General features: G+C 67.5%; 18 protein-coding genes. 4 read left to right on the top strand and 14 right to left on the bottom strand.

Going from position 1 to position 16,817, the window contains the following annotated elements:
- Positions 1–25 precede the first annotated feature (25 nt).
- Positions 26–802 (top strand): hypothetical protein, encoded by a 777-nt coding sequence (locus QRN16_RS19675; protein WP_285189269.1) that lies wholly within the window; start codon positions 26–28, stop codon positions 800–802.
- Positions 803–844: 42 nt separating this feature from the next.
- Here the strand turns inward: QRN16_RS19675 and QRN16_RS19670 are convergent, their stop codons facing one another.
- The 3 genes from QRN16_RS19670 to QRN16_RS19660 form a co-directional block, all read right to left on the bottom strand.
- Positions 845–2,038, bottom strand: a complete 1,194-nt coding sequence (locus tag QRN16_RS19670) for a PrsW family intramembrane metalloprotease (RefSeq protein WP_285189267.1) — start codon at positions 2,036–2,038, stop codon at positions 845–847.
- Positions 2,035–2,604 (bottom strand): hypothetical protein, encoded by a 570-nt coding sequence (locus tag QRN16_RS19665; protein WP_285189265.1) that lies wholly within the window; start codon positions 2,602–2,604, stop codon positions 2,035–2,037. The genes QRN16_RS19670 and QRN16_RS19665 overlap by 4 nt, the downstream gene beginning before the upstream one ends.
- A 155-nt stretch (positions 2,605–2,759) precedes the next feature.
- Positions 2,760–3,476, bottom strand: a complete 717-nt coding sequence (locus QRN16_RS19660) for a TetR/AcrR family transcriptional regulator (protein WP_285189264.1) — start codon at positions 3,474–3,476, stop codon at positions 2,760–2,762.
- 80 nt (positions 3,477–3,556) lie between these two features.
- Here QRN16_RS19660 and QRN16_RS19655 point away from each other — a divergent pair, with 80 nt between their 5' ends.
- A complete protein-coding gene (locus QRN16_RS19655; RefSeq protein ID WP_222650886.1) occupies positions 3,557–4,405 on the top strand; it encodes an NAD(P)H-binding protein in 849 nt (282 codons plus the stop codon).
- 358 nt (positions 4,406–4,763) lie between these two features.
- On the opposite strand, the gene QRN16_RS19650 is transcribed toward QRN16_RS19655, so the two are convergent.
- Entirely contained in the window at positions 4,764–5,726 is a 963-nt protein-coding gene (locus tag QRN16_RS19650; protein WP_285189262.1) for an AraC family transcriptional regulator, read from the bottom strand.
- Between the two features lie 40 nt (positions 5,727–5,766).
- Here QRN16_RS19650 and QRN16_RS19645 point away from each other — a divergent pair, with 40 nt between their 5' ends.
- Positions 5,767–6,630: an NmrA family NAD(P)-binding protein gene (locus QRN16_RS19645; protein ID WP_285189260.1), complete on the top strand. Its 864-nt coding sequence runs from the start codon at positions 5,767–5,769 to the stop codon at positions 6,628–6,630.
- Positions 6,631–6,664: 34 nt separating this feature from the next.
- Here the strand turns inward: QRN16_RS19645 and QRN16_RS19640 are convergent, their stop codons facing one another.
- Both QRN16_RS19640 and QRN16_RS19635 read right to left on the bottom strand, forming a co-directional pair.
- Positions 6,665–7,468 (bottom strand): alpha/beta fold hydrolase, encoded by an 804-nt coding sequence (locus tag QRN16_RS19640; protein WP_285189258.1) that lies wholly within the window; start codon positions 7,466–7,468, stop codon positions 6,665–6,667.
- Between the two features lie 145 nt (positions 7,469–7,613).
- Positions 7,614–8,555: an alpha/beta hydrolase gene (locus QRN16_RS19635; protein ID WP_285189256.1), complete on the bottom strand. Its 942-nt coding sequence runs from the start codon at positions 8,553–8,555 to the stop codon at positions 7,614–7,616.
- 192 nt (positions 8,556–8,747) lie between these two features.
- Here QRN16_RS19635 and QRN16_RS19630 point away from each other — a divergent pair, with 192 nt between their 5' ends.
- Positions 8,748–9,773, top strand: coding sequence for a YncE family protein (locus tag QRN16_RS19630; RefSeq protein WP_285189255.1), 1,026 nt, complete (start codon positions 8,748–8,750; stop codon positions 9,771–9,773).
- 18 nt (positions 9,774–9,791) lie between these two features.
- Here the strand turns inward: QRN16_RS19630 and QRN16_RS19625 are convergent, their stop codons facing one another.
- The 8 genes from QRN16_RS19625 to QRN16_RS19590 all read right to left on the bottom strand — a co-directional run bounded on the left by QRN16_RS19625 (position 9,792) and on the right by QRN16_RS19590 (position 16,568).
- Positions 9,792–10,172, bottom strand: a complete 381-nt coding sequence (locus tag QRN16_RS19625; protein ID WP_285189253.1) for a GtrA family protein — start codon at positions 10,170–10,172, stop codon at positions 9,792–9,794.
- A 23-nt stretch (positions 10,173–10,195) separates the two neighbouring features.
- On the bottom strand, positions 10,196–10,876 hold the full coding sequence (locus QRN16_RS19620) for a TIGR04282 family arsenosugar biosynthesis glycosyltransferase (protein WP_285189251.1): 681 nt from the start codon (positions 10,874–10,876) through the stop codon (positions 10,196–10,198).
- The gene (locus QRN16_RS19615; protein WP_285189249.1) at positions 10,873–11,529 is read right to left on the bottom strand and encodes a glycosyltransferase family 2 protein; all 657 of its coding nucleotides are present in this window, start codon (positions 11,527–11,529) and stop codon (positions 10,873–10,875) included. Before QRN16_RS19615 ends, QRN16_RS19620 begins: the two co-directional genes overlap by 4 nt.
- 2 nt (positions 11,530–11,531) lie before the next feature.
- A complete protein-coding gene (locus tag QRN16_RS19610) occupies positions 11,532–12,593 on the bottom strand; it encodes an NAD-dependent epimerase/dehydratase family protein (RefSeq protein ID WP_285189248.1) in 1,062 nt (353 codons plus the stop codon).
- A gap of 38 nt (positions 12,594–12,631) precedes the next feature.
- Complete coding sequence (locus tag QRN16_RS19605; protein ID WP_502944025.1) at positions 12,632–14,011, bottom strand: hypothetical protein; 1,380 nt, start codon at positions 14,009–14,011, stop codon at positions 12,632–12,634.
- On the bottom strand, positions 14,008–14,709 hold the full coding sequence (locus tag QRN16_RS19600) for a methyltransferase domain-containing protein (RefSeq protein WP_285189246.1): 702 nt from the start codon (positions 14,707–14,709) through the stop codon (positions 14,008–14,010). Before QRN16_RS19600 ends, QRN16_RS19605 begins: the two co-directional genes overlap by 4 nt.
- Positions 14,710–14,805: 96 nt before the next feature.
- A complete protein-coding gene (locus QRN16_RS19595; RefSeq protein WP_285189244.1) occupies positions 14,806–15,300 on the bottom strand; it encodes a hypothetical protein in 495 nt (164 codons plus the stop codon).
- Complete coding sequence (locus tag QRN16_RS19590; protein ID WP_502944024.1) at positions 15,297–16,568, bottom strand: molybdopterin-dependent oxidoreductase; 1,272 nt, start codon at positions 16,566–16,568, stop codon at positions 15,297–15,299. The genes QRN16_RS19595 and QRN16_RS19590 overlap by 4 nt, the downstream gene beginning before the upstream one ends.
- Positions 16,569–16,817 lie beyond the last annotated feature (249 nt).

Raw genomic sequence — 16,817 nt, 5'->3', positions numbered from 1 at the left:
GCCTTCGATTCCAGGGAGACATCCGATGCACACACACTCGAAGGGCGTGCGACCCGCCGCCGTCACGTTCACTGCGGGACTCGCGCTCGCGGTGATCTCTGCGGTCGCGCCGTCCGCCTCTGCCGCACCGACCGACGTTCTCGGCAGCTTTCAGGCTCGGGACTGCGTCGAGGTGTCCGCCATCGTCTCGGTACCACCCGAGCGCGCAGCCGCCGCACTGCCGGACGGCTACACCTCCTCGTCGTTCATCGGATTGCCCGGTGGCCCCGGCATTCCGGGTAATTCATCGCTCCTGATGGGTGTCGAGACCTGCCAGAGCGGGATCATCGACGGCGTACCGTTCGACGGTCCCTTCGCCTTCGGTGAGCGCGTCCTCTCCGTCGACCGCAAGGATGCTCGGCCGGGATACCACTTCTACGCCGTCGAGCAGGTCACAGACAACCAGCAGATCTACGACTTGATGCGGGAGGTCGGATTCGACATCGCATTGGTGCCGGGAGTCGGTGCCACTGCCGACGCGTTCGGAGGCGTCTCGGAGGGCGGCCCCGTGCGGATCGTGGACCAGGCGCCCGTTCCTCGCGTGCCGTCCCCTCTCGGGGAGGTCAGCATCTGGAAGGACACCGAGAGCAGCAGAACAGCCCTACGCCTGACTGTCCATCGGCCGACGGCACAGGCCGGGCTCGGGCACGTGACCGCCGAACCGAATTCACCCATCGCGTTCCTGATGGGCACCGAGACGGCAACGGGAATCGGAGCGATCAACAGGTTCGACTTCGATGCTCGGGTGGAGGTGGTGCGCTGACCCACACCGGGAACAGTCGTGGTCCAGAAGGTCGGCTATCGATCACCCGGCCACTGCTCGTAACCGCTCGACCTCGCTGCGAGAGTGGCGTACGGACTCGGTGTCCTCCCCCTTCTCGCGGGCGACGTCGTGCGCCAGGTCCAGAACGGCGCGACGCAGATGCTTGCGGGCTCGTCGGGCCTTCCGAGTGGGCGCGGACTTCACGAATGCCTTGCGGGCCTTCGTGTCCAGCACACCGTCGACCTCGGCATCGGTGACGACACCGGCCTCGACTTCCGGGTCGAGGATGTCGCGGACGAACTGATACTCACGCGGTGCGGCCCGGCGGAACGCGATGGTCAGCACCGTGAACCCGATGACGACCGACGCCAGGATCACCACGAAGTTTCCCAGACCGCCGCCACCGAGACCGCCGGCGTCGTCCCATGTGAAGTGGAGGAACATGCCGGCGACGACGAAGGCCGCACCACGCCCGACCCGCCGGGGTTGCGCTGCCGTCCCGATCAGATAGACGGCTCCGGTGCAGACGAGGGCACTGAACAGAGGGTGGGAGGCGAAACTGACGGCGATGCGTACGACGGACATGTGCACCGCGTTGCCCACGGGATCGGTGCCGAATGCCCGAGCAGTGGAACTCGCCGCGTAGAGGAAGTCCTCGAACACGGCAAATCCGAGCCCGATGAACGCTCCGACGATGAGGCCGTCGTTCGCGGTGCGGATGAGACGCGGGGCAAGGCTCATCAGGAGCAGGAAACCACAGAGTTTGACCGCCTCCTCGGTGAACGGTGCCGTCGCACCTGCCGCCCAGTTCGCGCTCCATTCCTGATCGAACAGCTTGGGGTAGATGCCGAGCATCGCCGTATTGACGGTCATCGCGAAAGCGAACGTTGCCGGGACAGCGCCCCGCACGAGGGCAGCGACCACGAGCCCGCCTGGTTGCCGCTCCCACCGGTCGATGTGATGGAACCAGGCGAGCCACGCGAGTCCGCACAACCCGCACAGCACCGCTGCGACCGCGAACCCTTCGGCGTAGAACCCGGCGTCGGGTGCGAAGAACGCCCACGCCTGGAACGCACCTATGGCGGTCAGCGCCAGGTAGACCCAGAAGGAGAGGTTGTGAGGCTGCACGAAGTGGAATCTCGCACCCCACCCGGAGATCTCGACTGCTTTCGCTCGGCGCTGACCAGCTTCCGTGCCGACCGTCTCGGGAGACGTGCGGGGGTCGACAGTGCTCATGCGTCGTCCCCATCCACGGTACGGATGCTCGCGATCATCGCTCGGACGTCGTCGAGGGCTGCGGTCATCTGGGTGGGTGGCCCGTAGGCAGTGATGTCGACCCCTGTGCCGCCGAGAACGAAGGCCGCGATCACCCCGTCGCTTCGCACGCTGTTGTAGGGCTGCGCGACTCCGGTCTCGCCGGCCGCCGTGGTGAGAGTGGCCCTGTTCCCGTCGACCCGGAAGGTGGGGTCGTCCGTCCGGGACGTGACCTTCTGCACCTGGTCGAGCAGCTGATCGGGAGTGCCGTCGTACGAGTCTGTCGACACCTGGAAGGTGATGCCGGCCCCGGCGATGGTGGCATCGCCGAACGTGCCTCCGTCTCCGACACGGAAGCCGGACTCGACGTCGTAACCGGCGACGAGGGTGGAGACGAGGGTGTCGGTGAGTGCAAGCTGCTGCCCTGCCAGAACGGGGTCGTCCCAGTCGAGGGCAGCGTCGATGCGCGGAACCACCACGGTGAAGACCAGGAACACAGCGAGCACGATGAGCGCCGGTGGCCACGTTCGACGGTCGAGACCCAGCACAGATGGTCGACCGGTACTCGATGTCGATGTGCAGGAGCGTTCAACAGTGGTGTCACGGATACCCCTCGAACTTGTCGTTGTTCGTACTTTGTCACAAACCACGCGGTCCGTGCAGTCCGCTGTGAACGACCTCGACGAGAACGGCGAGTCGAGTGTCAGAGTCCGGCGATCACCCGATCGAGCCACTCGACCATGACCGCGCGCTCGGCGGCGCTCAACGTGTCCAACGCCGGCGTGATCGCACGAAAAGCGACCGCGGCGGCGGCTTGGTCGTCCTGCTCGCGGTCGGGCGGGTCGGTGAGGATCTGCCGCATGACGGCATCGAACATCGCGTCGGCCAACTCGTCGTCGCGGTCCTCGGCCGGAGTCGCGAGAAGCACCGAGATCGCGCCCACACCCGCCGCTTGGACGAGTCCGAGCGCCCGTTGTTCGCTCACCCGCAGTCGGCCCGTCTCGGCGACCCTGTGTATTCGAGCCCGGAGGACGTCCATGCCGGCCTGCGCCGCGCGAGATCGTGTCAGGTGCTGCGGGCCGTTCATCATCCGGAACAGTTCCGGGTTGGCGATGCCGAACTCGACCTGCGTCAGCCACCCGTCGCGCAGGTCCACGAGGGGATCCACGCCCTGCGACGCGGCCGTCTCGGTGATGCGTCTCTTCATCGAGACATGCTCGGCCAGAACATGTTCTGCGACGGACTCCAGGAGACCGTCCTTGTCACCGAACAGTCGATAGATCGTCGGGGGCTGTACGTCGGCACCCTCGGCAACCCCACGAGTGGTCACCGCGGCCACGCCGTGATCGCGCAGCAGGGCGGCCGCGACCTCGATGATCCGCGCCCGGACGTCGTCTCGAGTGCTGGTCGGCTTGATCACGTTCCAACGATAACAGTCTCGTGATATCGTTGTGTTTCCATTGATAACAGCGATGCGATACCAACGAAACTGAGGCACTCATGATCGTCATCACCGGCGCCACCGGCGCGCTGAACGGCGCCACTGTCGACCACCTGCTCAGACATCGCCCCGCTTCGGAGATCGCGGTGGCGGTCAGAGACGCGTCCAGGGCCCGACGCTTCGCCGATCTCGGCATCGAGGTGCGCCACGGCGACTACGCAGACCCGGCGTCCCTGCCGGACGCATTCGCGAATGCCGATCAGCTGCTGCTCGTCTCGTCCAGTGATCCGAGGGCCGACGCAGTCTCCCTGCACCGCAACGCGATCGACGCGGCCGTCACCGCGGGCGTGGGGCGAATCCTGTACACGAGTCATCAGGGGGCCGCGGACGACACGCCATTCGGTCCGGGTCGAGACCACGCGGCGACGGAGCGGCTGCTGGCGGGTTCCGGCCTGCCGTGGACCTCGCTGCGCAACGGCTTCTACGCCCACAGCCTGGCCTGGTCGACGGGCCCCTGGCGCGAGTCCGGTGTCATCACCGTTCCGGCCGACGGTCCGGTGTCGTGGACGTCCCGAGCGGATTCGGCGGAGGCTGCGGCGGCGATCATCGCATCGAACGGCGCGTACGACGGACCGGTCACGGTGACCGCCGAGTCTGCACCCACCTTCGAGGAGGTGGCGGCGATCGCCTCCGACGTGGCAGGGCGGACGGTACGGCGAGTCCTGATGGACCCCGAGGACTGGATCGCAGCCCGGGTCGCCTCGGGGCAGCCGGAATTCGCGGCTCGCTTCACACTCGGGATGTTCGACGCTGCAGCCGGCGGTTGGTTCGCCGGCGTCGATCCACTGCTGGGCCAGTTGCTCGGCAGGTCGCCTGCGACCGTGCGCGACGCGCTGACTCTCGCGTAGCCTCCACGGCGCCCGTCAGAGCCCGAGGGTGGCACTCCAGGACAGCGAGACTCAGGCCGATCGTTCCGCCGTCACTCGCAGCCGTTGTGCTGATCGGCATGTTCGGAGGACAATCACCGGATCGGTGACGTGTTCGGTGAGAGGGTGTGCGATGTCTGTGTCGTGGGAGTCTCTGTCTCGTCGGCGCGGCGTACGGGTGACCGGCGGGCTCGTCGGCGTGTACGTCGGCCTGGTGGCCTACTGGTTCGTCCAGGATGCCGCCCACCGTGTGGCAGCGCGGAAGGCTGAGGCATAGCCTCCGTTCGTGCCGCTCCGAGTCTTCGTCCGATGTGAGGGGTTGTCGGACAACAGGATGCCCCTACGACGCCGACCCTGAGTGCCGCATCGACGACGGGGACCGACCCATCGTGCGGGTGAACGCTCGCGAGAACGCCGCGTCGGACCCGTATCCGAACGAGGCCGCGACCGAGGAGATGGTGGCGTTCGATCTCATGAGCTCCGCCGCCGCGAGCTGCATGCGCCGACGGGTCAGGTGGACCAGCGGGGCCTCACCCACCAGCGCGGTGAAGCGCGCGGCGAAGGCGGATCGAGACATCGCCGCCGTCCGAGCCAGATCCGCCACCGTCCACGGCCGCTCCGGATGCCGATGCATCGCGATGACCGCGGCACCGATCTGTCTGTCGCGCAACGCCCCCAGCCAGCCGCCGATCTCAGCGCCCTCCTCTCGGAGCCACGCTCGGACGAGATCGATGATCAGGATGTCGGCCAGCCGCGTCACCACTGCCTCCCCACCCGGCCGGCGGGCAGCGGCCTCGTTCGCGAGCAGTTCCAGTACCGCGGCCGAGACCGCAGACCCGCGATCACCCACCAGCACGTCGGGCAGCACGTCGAGGAGTGAGCGAGCAGTCGGATGATCGAACTTCACGGCGCCACAGATCAACACGGCCCGCTCGCCCCCGCCGCCGTGCTCGAGAACGATGAAGCGGTCCGAGATCCACTCGGGCTCCGGGTCGTACATCGACACCGACAGGGATGACGGATCGTCCACCACTCGGTGGCCTCGACCGTGCGGGACCAGCACGCACTCACCCTCGCCCACCAGCCGAGGGTCCGTCCCCGGCAGGTCGAGCAGGCACGATCCCACCACCGGTGCGTGAAACCACAGGCAGTCCTCCATCGCGGGGATGTCGAGACCCCAGGGAGCCGTCAGTTCCGATCGAACGTAGAACACCCCACGCATCCGCAGCGAGTGCAGGGCGTCGCCGAGCGCATCGTCACCGCGCCACATCCTGGACGATCGATCATCAACGGTGGACTCCACGGTATTCATTGTCCACCACGAACCCGGCACCGTGAACATCGTGACCACACAACGAACCATCACTGTTCTCGGCGCCACCGGCCGAACCGGACGACGCCTCACCGACACGCTCCTCGGCCGCGGATGGAAAGTACGCCGTGTCGCGCGCACCGCACGGCCCCACGCACACCCGGCTGCCACCACGCACACGGGCGACCTGACCGACACCGACTTCCTCACCACCGCGTTCACCGGCGTGGACGCGGCCTACGTCCTCGTCCCATTCGACCCCACGGCACCCGACGTCCGAGCACACATGAACGACATCGGGTCCTCCATCACCGACGCACTCCGACGAGCACGGGTGCCACGCGTCGTCGCACTCAGTTCCCTGGGCGCCGAACTCGAGCACGGGACCGGATTCCTCACCGCACTGCACGCTCAGGAGCAGCGACTCACCGCCCTCGAGACCGATCTCGTCCTTCTCCGACCCGGCTACTTCTTCGACAATCTCGACCCCGTCCTGCCCCACCTTCGCCACATCGGGGCACTCCAGGACTCCATCGCCCCCGACGTGCCCCTGCCGATGGTGGCGGCCGGAGACGTCGGCGCAGCCGCGGCCGACGCAGTCGAGGAACCCGAGCACCAGGGCACCACCATCCGCGAGATCAGGACCGCAGTCGATCTCACCCTGATGGACGTCGCCGCCGCGGTCGGCCGAGCACAGGGCATCGGCCATCTCCCCTACCAGCAGCTCCCCGACGAGGAGACGATCACCCAGCTACTCCAGGTCGGATTCTCCGACGATGCAGCGAGATTGCAGGTCGAGATGCACCACGCGTTCTCTGCAGGACGCGTCGCCGCGGCGGGGGACGACCCCCGCGCCCCGACGACGGTGGACGACTACCTGGCGTCGCGGGCGTGAGCGTCTACCGAAAGCGTGGCGTTCCCACGTGTGCTCACGACGCCGTGGTCGAGCCCCTGATCACAGCTGCCACGAGATCAGGGTCGTCCCACGTGGGAACGTGCCCCAGATGCTCGTGGACGAGGACGGCGGCGAGGGACGGCAGCCCGTCGAGGTCCGTCTCCGCTGCACGGATGAGCGGGTCTCTGCCCCCGTACACCACAGTGATCGGGACATCGATCTCGGCTCCGCCGCCGAAGCGAGTGCCTTCGAGGGCTGACATCGTGCGGTCGAAGTCGCACGTGGCGAGGTTGCGTGCATCGTCGGCTGCCACCACCGACGGGATGCGCCACGGACGGCCGAACAGCCCGAACAAGGCGACGGTCCGCAGCAGTGGCCGGCGCAGGAGGAACCCCGCACCCGGAACGCGAGACCCGTGCACCCACACGGAGAAGAGCACCTGCCGACGCACACGGGCTGTGCCGCCCGTCGAGCGCCACAGCCCGGCGGGCATGAGCGCACACACGGACGTCGCCCGACCACGGCGCGCGATCTCCAACGAGAGCCACCCGCCGAGCGAATTGCCCACGAGGTGCGCACTGTCCCAGCCCAGTTCGTCCATCACCAGCTTCACCCGGTCAGCCAGTCGCGCCGGCGTGGGTGCGTCACCGTCGCCGAGGGGATCGCTCTCTCCGAAGCCCGGGAGATCGATCGCGACGGTGTCGAAGTGATCAGCCAGTGTCGGAATCACGGGGTCCCACATCTGATGTCGATGCCCGATCCCGTGAATCAGGAGCATGGGGGCTCCCCGGCCGGTCCTGCTGTAGCGAGGCAGTGCGGAGACATCGATGTCGGTCACGGGACAAGTATCGGTCCGAGACGGGCACCACCGATGTGGAGTGTGGCCAGTATCCGTGCGATGGGTCGGGACATTCGACAACCGAGCCGTGCGCGTGCGGTCACGCGGGAGCGACGACCAGCTCGGGTGGAGTCGTCTGAACGGCTCAGAGGTGGCGCGCAGCGAAGTCCACCGCGCTCCGCAGCGTCTCGCGGCCTTCCGGAAGTACGCCTGCCAACACGGGAAATGCGTGCACCTGACCGCGCCACACATGGGTCTCGACGATCCGGCCGGCGTCCTCGAGCTTGCGCGTCATCGCCTCCACGTCCGGGCGCATCAACTCGTACTGCGCCGAGGACAGGAAGACCGGCGGAAACACCGACGGATCGGCATCGATCGGAGACGCTGCGCCCGGGATGGCGTCCGGCCCGTTCATCCAACGATCCTCCAGAGCGAGAACCTGTTTCATCGGCAGATACGCGTCCCGCTTCATGAACGCACGGGAATGGCTCCTCAGGTCCAGATTGAGCAACGGCGAGAATCCCAGAACGGCCGCGGGTGGTGTCAACCCTTCCAGCACAGCCAGTTCGGCGACCTTCATCGCGAGGTAACCGCCGGCCGAGTCTCCCGCCACGATGATCTTCGACGGATCGGCCACCGTCGCCGACGCGGCGCGGTAGGCGGCCATGGCATCGAAGATCGACGTACCGATGCCGCCGTACGGAATCTGCCGGTACTCCACGGAGTACACCGGAACACCCGCACGGGCGGCGATCATGGCACACGCACCGCGGTGGGTCGCCAGTCCGCAGAAGACGAAGCCGCCGCCGTGAAAGTAGAGAACCGTCGCACCGGCCAGAGTGCCAGTGGCCGTCCGAGGATGTGTCGTCTTCTCGCAGGGCACACCACCGAGTACCACCTGGTCGATCGTGACGCGAGGCGGTTTCGGCAGTCGGTCGACGACGCGATCGAGGTGCCCGATGGCCTTGATGCCGCCGTCGGTGAGCGGCCACATACTCAGGGTCGGCTTGAGGACCGCCTTCATCGCCGCCGACAGAACGCGTGCTTGCGGACTGATGTCGTCGTGCCAGGTGAGTGTGCCCGTCATCGTCTCGTCGTTCCCCTCGTGCGATGAAGCGTGGAGACGATCGACGCTATCAGCCCGGCTCCGTGCACCGATTCCGACAGACTCGAGCTCGGCTGTGCTCGTGGGAGCTCGGCTCGGGTTTCCCGCGTGAACGAGCTGGGTACGTATACGACGAACGTGCCTGGACGCACTAGAGAAGTTCGGTGGTTCACCGTGAAACGCATCGTCGTCGCCTTGTCGGTACTGGCTCTCGTCGCCGGCTGTTCCACCGACGACACTGCACCTGCGCCGACGCAGACGCCCGCCGCCGAACCGGCTAGGGCGCCCGCAGCGCAGGATCCGATCGGCACCGTCATTCCGCTTCCGGGCGCACCCGAGGGAATCGTCGTCACGTCGTCCGGCATCGCTGTCGCCGCAGTGCGTGAACCCGATGGCCTGAGGCTGCTCGACGCGGCGACCGGAGTCGAGCGATCGTTCGTGCCGACGGTCGGTGCGCCGCGACACCTCTCCCTCGCCGGCCCGGACGGACCGGTACTCGCGCCCCTCGAGTCCAGTGACGAACTGCTCCTGGTCGATCCGGCGAACGGAGCGACGCTCTCCACCATCCGGGGCGTCGGACGGCAACCGCACGATGCCGTGGTGACCGCCGACGGCGCGACCGTCGTGACCAACGAGATGGGCGGCGGAGTCGTCTTCGTCCGCAACGGTGTCGTGACCGCATCTCTCCCCGCCGGTCCCGTGCAACCGGGCGGCGTTGCAGCCGTCGGCAATTACGCAGCTGTCGCAGACGTGCAGGGCAACGGGATCTGGATCTATAGCGGGCCGGACCAGAAGCTCGTCGCGCAGGGACCGTTGGGGACCAAACTGACGCATGCGACATCGCTCGGCCCCGACCTCGCTGCCTTCGCCGACACCGACGGTGGCGCGGTATACCTCGAACGCATCACTCCCGACATCAGCGAGGTCGCTCGCATCGACGCACCCGGCAATCCTTACGGGCTCGCCTACGACGCCGATCGGAAGCTCCTTCTGATCACGCTGACCGAGAGCAACATCCTTCGTGTCGTCGATGTGGCCGAGCCGGCATCGCCGCGGATCGTGGTTGACTTGCCGACGGTTCGTCAGGCCAATTCCGTTGCCGTGGATCCACGAACGGAAAACGTGTTGGTGACAGGCAGTGACCCCGGCGCGGACTCGAGCCTGCAGATCATCCCGGCCGACAGTGTCGACGCGTCGTGACACGTGCCTGCGCGACGTTCACGATCGGTGTTCGGTGAACACCCGGCGCAACCCGACGAAGCGCACGACCGTGGCCACGAGGTTCGCGGCCACCAGGACGGACACCTCGACTGCTCGCGATGCATCGGGTACCCACCTGTGGAGGAGTACCAACGAGCCGCTGGTGACCGCCAGCCCGAGGGCGAAGACGACGAGCCCTTGCACGTACTGGCGAACGATCGCATCGGTTCCACGGATTCCGAAGGTGAACCGGCGGTTGATCGCGGTGTTGGCGAGCGCAGAGACCAGGAGCGCGAGCACGTTCGCGGCCTGGGACGACATGACGACTCGGAACACCAGAAACAACAGAACGTACGCGGCGGCGCTCGCACCGCCGACCAGATAGAAGCGGAACAGCACACTCCGGGTGCCGGAGGTCGCGGTCAGAGTGTCTCCCCCGTCGGCCTCGAAACAGGGAGTGCAGCCACGCATCGAGCGAACTCGCTGTCCGGGTGGCACTGTCGTGCGATCGGGTCGAGATCGACGAGTTCGTCGGCGTCACGCAGAGTCGGTGCTGCACCGACGACGAGGCCGCAGCGCTGCAGGGCGTCCCGGGTGTCGTCCCCGGTGCGGTCGGTGGACATCTCCACTGCTCGCAGGGCCTGCGCATCGGATGCGTCGTGCAGTCCGAGCACCCACCACCCTCCGTCCTCGGCACGGCCCAGGATCGCCGACGAGGGTGCCAGAGCCTCACCGATGTCGGTGAGCATCGCGGGATCGACCTGCGGTGTGTCCATGCCGATCTGCACGACGGGAGCGCATCCGGCGGCGTCGCGATGCGCGTGGATCAACCGTTCCGAGAAGCCGTCGCCGCGCTGATCGATGACGTCGAAGTCAGCCAGTGACCTCTGAATGTCGTCGCTGCGCATCGCCTCGGCCAGGTCGCCGGTCATCGCGACCACCCGCCGGGCGAAAGGAGCCTGCCTCGCCGCGGCGAGTGTGTCGAGCAGCGCCGCGGCCGCCACCGACGCGGCGTCCTCGGCGGTCATGGCGGCCATCAGTCGAGTCTTGGCAAAGCCGGGTACCGGCGCTTTCGCGATGACGAGCAGCGTCGCATCGATCATGGAATCACCTTCGCAAAATCCCAGACGGCCACCACCGTGCCGCGAACCGACCCCGACACCTTCGACACTCCCCCGGTCCGCGGGCGGTACGAGATGTCGTGCTCGACCACTGTCCACCCTGCCCGAGCGGCGAGAACCAACAGCTGCAGCGGGTAGCCGGAGCGTCGGTCCGGGACGTCGAGCGAGAGCAGATCGTCGCGGCGGGCCACCCGAAGAGCGCCGATGTCGTGGACGTCGATCTTCAGTCGTCTGCGTAGACGCCAGGCGATGGCCGTGTTGCCGAGGCGGGCGTGCCACGGCGAGCCACTGCGGTGCACCGGGCGGCGCCGACCGACGACGAGTTGGGCGGAGTCCAGCGCTGCGACGAGCCCGGGCAGTTCGCGAGGGTCCATCGACCCGTCCCCGTCCATGACAGCCACGACGGTCGTTCGAGCAGCGGTGATTCCGGCGTGCACGGCTGAGCCGTATCCGGGTATCGCCTCGATGACCACCTCCGCCCCGTGCGCACGGGCCACGTCCGCGGTGCCGTCGGTGGAGCCGTTGTCGACGACCAGGCGGTGATAGCCGTCGGGCACGGAGTCGAGAACATCGGGAAGAGACTGCGCCTCGTTGCGGCACGGGAGTACGACGGTGACATCGGAAGGATCGATCATCGTCACACCACCGGGGCCGAGCCGTCGGATGCCGCCCGTAGCGGTGCCGACGCAAACCGCGTGAGCCCCTCGTCCGGACCGACGGCAGCTCGGAATCCGAGAATCTCGTCGGCCCGATCGGCACCGGCAACGATGTGCCGCACGTCGCCGGGACGGAACTGACCCGTCACCGCCGGTTCGATGCCGCCGCCGTGTGCACGACACAGAATGCGGGCCACGTCACCGATCGAGATCGGGTGTCCCGAACAGACGTTGCAGGCCACGAACCCCGCTCCGTCGTGCTCGACGGCGGCAAGGTTCGCGGCGGCGACGTCCCGGACGTCGACGAAGTCTCGCATCTGCCCGCCGTCCTCGTACACCGTCGGCGGCTCACCAGACTCCAGCGATGAGCGGAACATCGCCGCGACACCCGAATACGGTGTGTCACGGGGCATTCGATCGCCGTAGACGTTGTGGTACCGCAGCGCCGTGACCGATCCGCCCGTCGCCAGCGACCACGCGAGTGCATAGTTCTCCTGCGCGAGTTTGCTTGCCGCATAGAGACTCCGAGGCTCGAGCGGAGCGTCCTCGTCCACCGTCTCCCACGTCACCGGCTCGTCACCCTCCGGGCACTTCGCATCGAAGACACCGTTCCGCAGATCCGACGGGTTTCGAGGGCGCGGACGGATGACACCGTGCACGGGGCAGCGGTAGCGACCTTCGCCGTAGACGACCATCGACGACGCGAGAACCAGCTTCCGACACTCGGCTCGGGCCATCGCGGCAAGTACTTCGGCAGTACCCAGATCGTTGTGGCTGGCGTAGGCGGGTGCATCCGCGGTGCTGACGCCGGCTCCGACGACAGCAGCCTGGTGGCACACCACGTCCACCCCCACCATGACGTCGTCCAGAGCGCCGGGGTCGCGAACGTCGACAGCCGTCACGTTCGGCGCGTGCCGCGGCGTCGGGCCGTGCGCGGAAGGCAGGAACGCGTCGACAGCCGTCACGTCGTGGTCGGCCCCCAGTAGTGCTTCGTGAATGTGTTCGCCGATGAAACCGGCCGCGCCGGTGAGTAACACGTGCATCGTTTCTCCTTGTCGTGTCGACCGAGGGGGCGGGTCGCTCACCAGTTCGTGTACGTCAGATGGTTGATCGCGAGTGCCAGCACGACTTGCGCTGCCAGCCAGAAGCGCACCGAGCGATCCCCGATCGCGACAGTGGCAACCGTCATCCACACTTGGAACGGCAGCCAGATGCGCTCCGTCTCCGCCTTGCTCAGCCTGCTCAGGTCCGCGAACGCCACCGCCAGCAGAGCGGCCACCACGAGCAGAGTCACAGGCTCGGCACGTCGCACACGCGGCAGTGACACCACGCGGGACAGGGCAGCGGGCACCGCGAGTCCCACCGCACACACCAGAGCCGCGATGTTGCCCCAACTCCAGTACTGGAACGGGCGCGCTGACGCGATGCCCTGCCAATATCGTTCCTGGACCGCGACGTACCCGTCGAACCACCAGAAGCCCGACGCGGTGAAGAGTCCGGCAACGACGAGGGCGCCACCGATCGCCGGTAGCAATGGCCGCACGCGGCGAGAGGCGATGAGGACCGCCAGAGCAACCAGGCCCATCAGAGCGAGTCCGTAGTTGAGATAGACCGAGAACCCCAGCAGGAGACCCGCCGCGAAGGCCGCGACGTCGTGTCGCGCTCGTCGCCCGGCTGCAGCGACGGCCAGGAGGGCGATGCCCCAGGCAGACACACCGGTGAAGAATCCGTCCGCGGAGACACCGATCCAGATCGCGCTGGGAGCGATCACGGCGAACGGGATCAACCGTCGAGCCGTGTCGCGGTCGACGAGCGCCGCCACAGCGACAACCGTGGCCACGGCGGCAGACGACCCGACGATCACACACAACCATGCGGCCGCCGCGCCTCCACCGAGTCCGATGCGGTCCAACCACACGAACGTCAGGATGGCGCCGGGGGGATGGCCGGAGACGTGCGTGGCCCACGAGTCCGCCTGGCCGTCGACGATCCGGTCGGAAAACCCACGCAGCGTGGCCCCGATGTCGTCGATCCCGCCGACTTCGGACAGATACTCGTCGCGGGACGTCAACTTGTCGACGAACCCTCTCTGCCAGCCGTCGACCGCAGCCAGTCCGACGGTCCAGACAAGGGTCGTCGCCCAGGTCACGAGGAGCAGGAGCCGCCACGACATGCGTGCCGCCACGGACGGGCCGAGGATCACCACCAGGACGCCGATGATCACCGCGACCGGGGTACCCGGGCCCACATGAGCGCCCACCCACCCGAACAGCGGCGCGAGCGACGCGAAATCGTCGAAGTCGAAGCCCATGCCGTCGATCAGCGGAGTGACGACGGCGTTCTCCCGCCGCGCCACGACCACTGCCGCGACGACCAGTGCGGCCGCGAGGAGTGCGCCGATCAGTTCCGGAACTCGAGGAACCCACCCGCGCCGCCGATCGACCGCAGTCGGGCCGCTCACTCGGAAGTCTCGGGGGCCGAACTGTACGGGGGTTTGACGAAGTGAGCGAAGTGCCGACCGGCGATCGCGGTCACACTGACCGGTACCAGCCCTCGTGCCGCGGCGAGTGGTGCCAGCGTGTCCGCATCGATTCGCGCCCAGTCGTACCACGGCCCCGCAGTCTCGTCACTCTCGATACGCAGGCGTTCTGCGACGAATCCCGTTCCGGGGGCTGCCACTTCGACGTGCACCGTTCCGCTCTCACAGGCGATGTCGTGCGCGCGACCGATGACACGGCCGGGATCCCCGCCGATGCCGATGTTCCCGTCGACGAGAAGCACGGTGTCCCAATGCCCTTCGTGTGGAACGATGTCGAAGATGTCGGCCAGCTCGGCCTTGGCGCCGCGTTCACGGACCAGCGCGACAGCTGCCGGGGACGTGTCCACGCCCATGGCCGACACTCCCCGTCGGCGCAGTTCCTCGACCAGGCGGCCCGGCCCGCACGCGAGATCGATCGTGCGGCCCCGGCAGAGGGCGAGCAACGTCTCGTCCACTGCACGGTCATCGGCGTCTGCGTGCTCGCCGCCGAGCCATCGTCCGACCGGCAACGGGTGGCGGGGACCGTGACGGTGACGTACCCACCACGTCGTGCTGGGTATCGCGGTGGTGAACAGAGCATCGAAACTGTCGGGTGCTTCACCCGTCGAACTCGCTGTCACACGTGACCTTCCTGGATCGTCGCACCCGCCCCCTCGACCCGTCGGCCGGTGTCCGTACTCCAGGCATTCGCTCCCGTGGGACCGGAGGATTGCGCCTCAACGCTGTCCGGACTCGGTCCGACCTGCGCGGGGAATGCCTCCGGACAGCAGGACCCGCACCAGGAACACCCCGATGCTCGTCGCGACCATCGCTGCCACGACCCACAGCCACCGCTCCAGGTAGGGGTCACGGTTCATGCCCGTCGCCGCGACGATGGCCGTGTCGTCGGTGTTCAGGATGCCCGGGAAGAACACCAGCAGCGTCAGCGCGGCGCCGAGAGCCGGCACCCGTATGTGCGGACGCATCGAGACCTGCCGGACTGTCCAGTGTCGTGTCGGGCGCGTCGTTCGATCCGCCAGCGAGTACAGCGGATACAGGACCAGATCGTGCAGGACCGCCGAACCGACGAACCACACCGCGATCGACTGCCACCACCTGTCCGGGTTCCACAGTGCGTCCGCCCCGAGAGTCAGAACAGCGGCACCTGCGAGGACGAAGGACGCGACCAGCACGGCCGCGTGAGCAGCACCCGCCCCGTACAGCCGCCTCATCGACCGGCCTCGCCGGCGAAGTCGATACGCGACACCCACTTGGTGTTGTGGACACCGGGGAGGCCGGGAACGATCACACGCGCCGGATAGCCGTGGTCGAGCGACAGCGCCTCACCGTTGACGGTCAACGCGAGAAGCGAGTCCGGATGCCACACCTGGTTCTGCGCCAACGTCGCCTGAGCGAACGCGCCACCTCGTTCCAGTGAGCTGACTGTGGCGGCTCCGTCGGACACGCCGGTGAGGCCGGCGAGGTCTCGCAGCCGTACCCCGGTCCACTCCTGCTTAGTCGACCACCCCTCGACGCACGCAATCGGTAGGACCGCAATGTGCTGCTTCATCGCCTCCAGTGCCGCTCGGTCGAGAACCACGCGCGTCGTCCCCGACAGCTCCACTCGCCACGACTCCCCGGTGGACACCGGATCGATCCCCGCTGCGACGGCGGTGCGATTCACCTGGAAGTCGTTGGGCCCGTCGCCGTAGGAACGGCCCCGGGGCAGCAGCAGTGCGGTCGACCGCAGGGGCCCGTCGATGGTCTGCCCGATGGAGAGGACTGCCAGGAGACCACTTCCACTCGCCACGAGTGCGAGGGCGCCGCGCCGGGAGATGCCCTGCGTCGCTTTCTCCCCTTGCTCCGGTTCCGCGCCGGGCGCATCGTTGCGGTCCCGGAGCACGTCGGACAGCGACGTCGTCCGCAGCGTCCTCCACATGACCGGAACCTTGATGGCCACGTGCGCGAGGAACCCGGCGATGAACACCCACGCCCCGAAGTAGTGGGCCGTGTAGAAGTCGAAACCGAAGACGTAGTCGTACTGGATGTTCAGCACACCGGTGACGATCTCGAACAGCACACCACCGACGAGCATCAGCAGACTGAGCCGCTCGAGCGCCTGCGCCGGGGATCGGACCGGCGGCCATTGCACCAGCTTCGGCATCACCGACCACAGCTTCGCGAGAACCAGCGGAATCACGACGAGGCCGAGCGTGACGTGCAGGCCCTGGTTCAGCCGATAGATCCAGGACGGATCGGTCGGCCAGTGGAACTGGGGCAACCTCAACCACCCCACGTCCCCCGGGCGGGCCTGCCCGAACTGCGGCCCGTACGCGATGTAGGACAGCAGACCGGTCACGGTGATCACCGGCAGCGACACGAGAAGGACGGCACCGAACACCGACGTCAACCACGGACCGCGGATCGCACTCTGGAACTGGGGCAGAGGAGGCAACGGCACGACCCTTCGACTACCCCGACGACTGATGCTCACCACCATGGCACGTCGACGCTCGCCGTGCGAGCGAACTGGGCAGCGAGCATCCCGATGGCCGTGTGCACCTCCGTGCGCGAAAACTCCTCCACAGCGGCGTGTTCGAGCCCTGCTTCCTCGTCGGTCGGCGTTGGCGGTACAACTCCAGTGAACCGGTGGTCGACTCCCCGGCAGCCAGCGCGAACGCGAACACCGAACGCACCTCGAGCACCGCCTCGACCCGATGCGTTCAGTCGGTGCGACCGGCCCACATGA

The sequence above is a fragment of the Rhodococcus sp. MEB041 genome, from assembly GCF_030208955.1.
GTDB lineage: Bacteria > Actinomycetota > Actinomycetes > Mycobacteriales > Mycobacteriaceae > Rhodococcoides.
Note: the sequence above shows the minus strand (reverse complement) of the source record. Positions and strands in the feature narration are given on the sequence as shown.

Coding starts and splice junctions, on each gene's coding strand:
- QRN16_RS19675 (WP_285189269.1), top strand. CDS start 26: ATGCACACACACTCGAAGGGCGTGCGACCCGCCGCCGTCACGTTCACT.
- QRN16_RS19670 (WP_285189267.1), bottom strand. CDS start 2,038: ATGAGCACTGTCGACCCCCGCACGTCTCCCGAGACGGTCGGCACGGAA.
- QRN16_RS19655 (WP_222650886.1), top strand. CDS start 3,557: ATGATCGTCATCACCGGCGCCACCGGCGCGCTGAACGGCGCCACTGTC.
- QRN16_RS19635 (WP_285189256.1), bottom strand. CDS start 8,555: ATGACGGGCACACTCACCTGGCACGACGACATCAGTCCGCAAGCACGC.
- QRN16_RS19620 (WP_285189251.1), bottom strand. CDS start 10,876: ATGATCGATGCGACGCTGCTCGTCATCGCGAAAGCGCCGGTACCCGGC.
- QRN16_RS19615 (WP_285189249.1), bottom strand. CDS start 11,529: ATGATCGATCCTTCCGATGTCACCGTCGTACTCCCGTGCCGCAACGAG.
- QRN16_RS19610 (WP_285189248.1), bottom strand. CDS start 12,593: ATGCACGTGTTACTCACCGGCGCGGCCGGTTTCATCGGCGAACACATT.
- QRN16_RS19595 (WP_285189244.1), bottom strand. CDS start 15,300: ATGAGGCGGCTGTACGGGGCGGGTGCTGCTCACGCGGCCGTGCTGGTC.
- QRN16_RS19590 (WP_502944024.1), bottom strand. CDS start 16,568: ATGGTGGTGAGCATCAGTCGTCGGGGTAGTCGAAGGGTCGTGCCGTTG.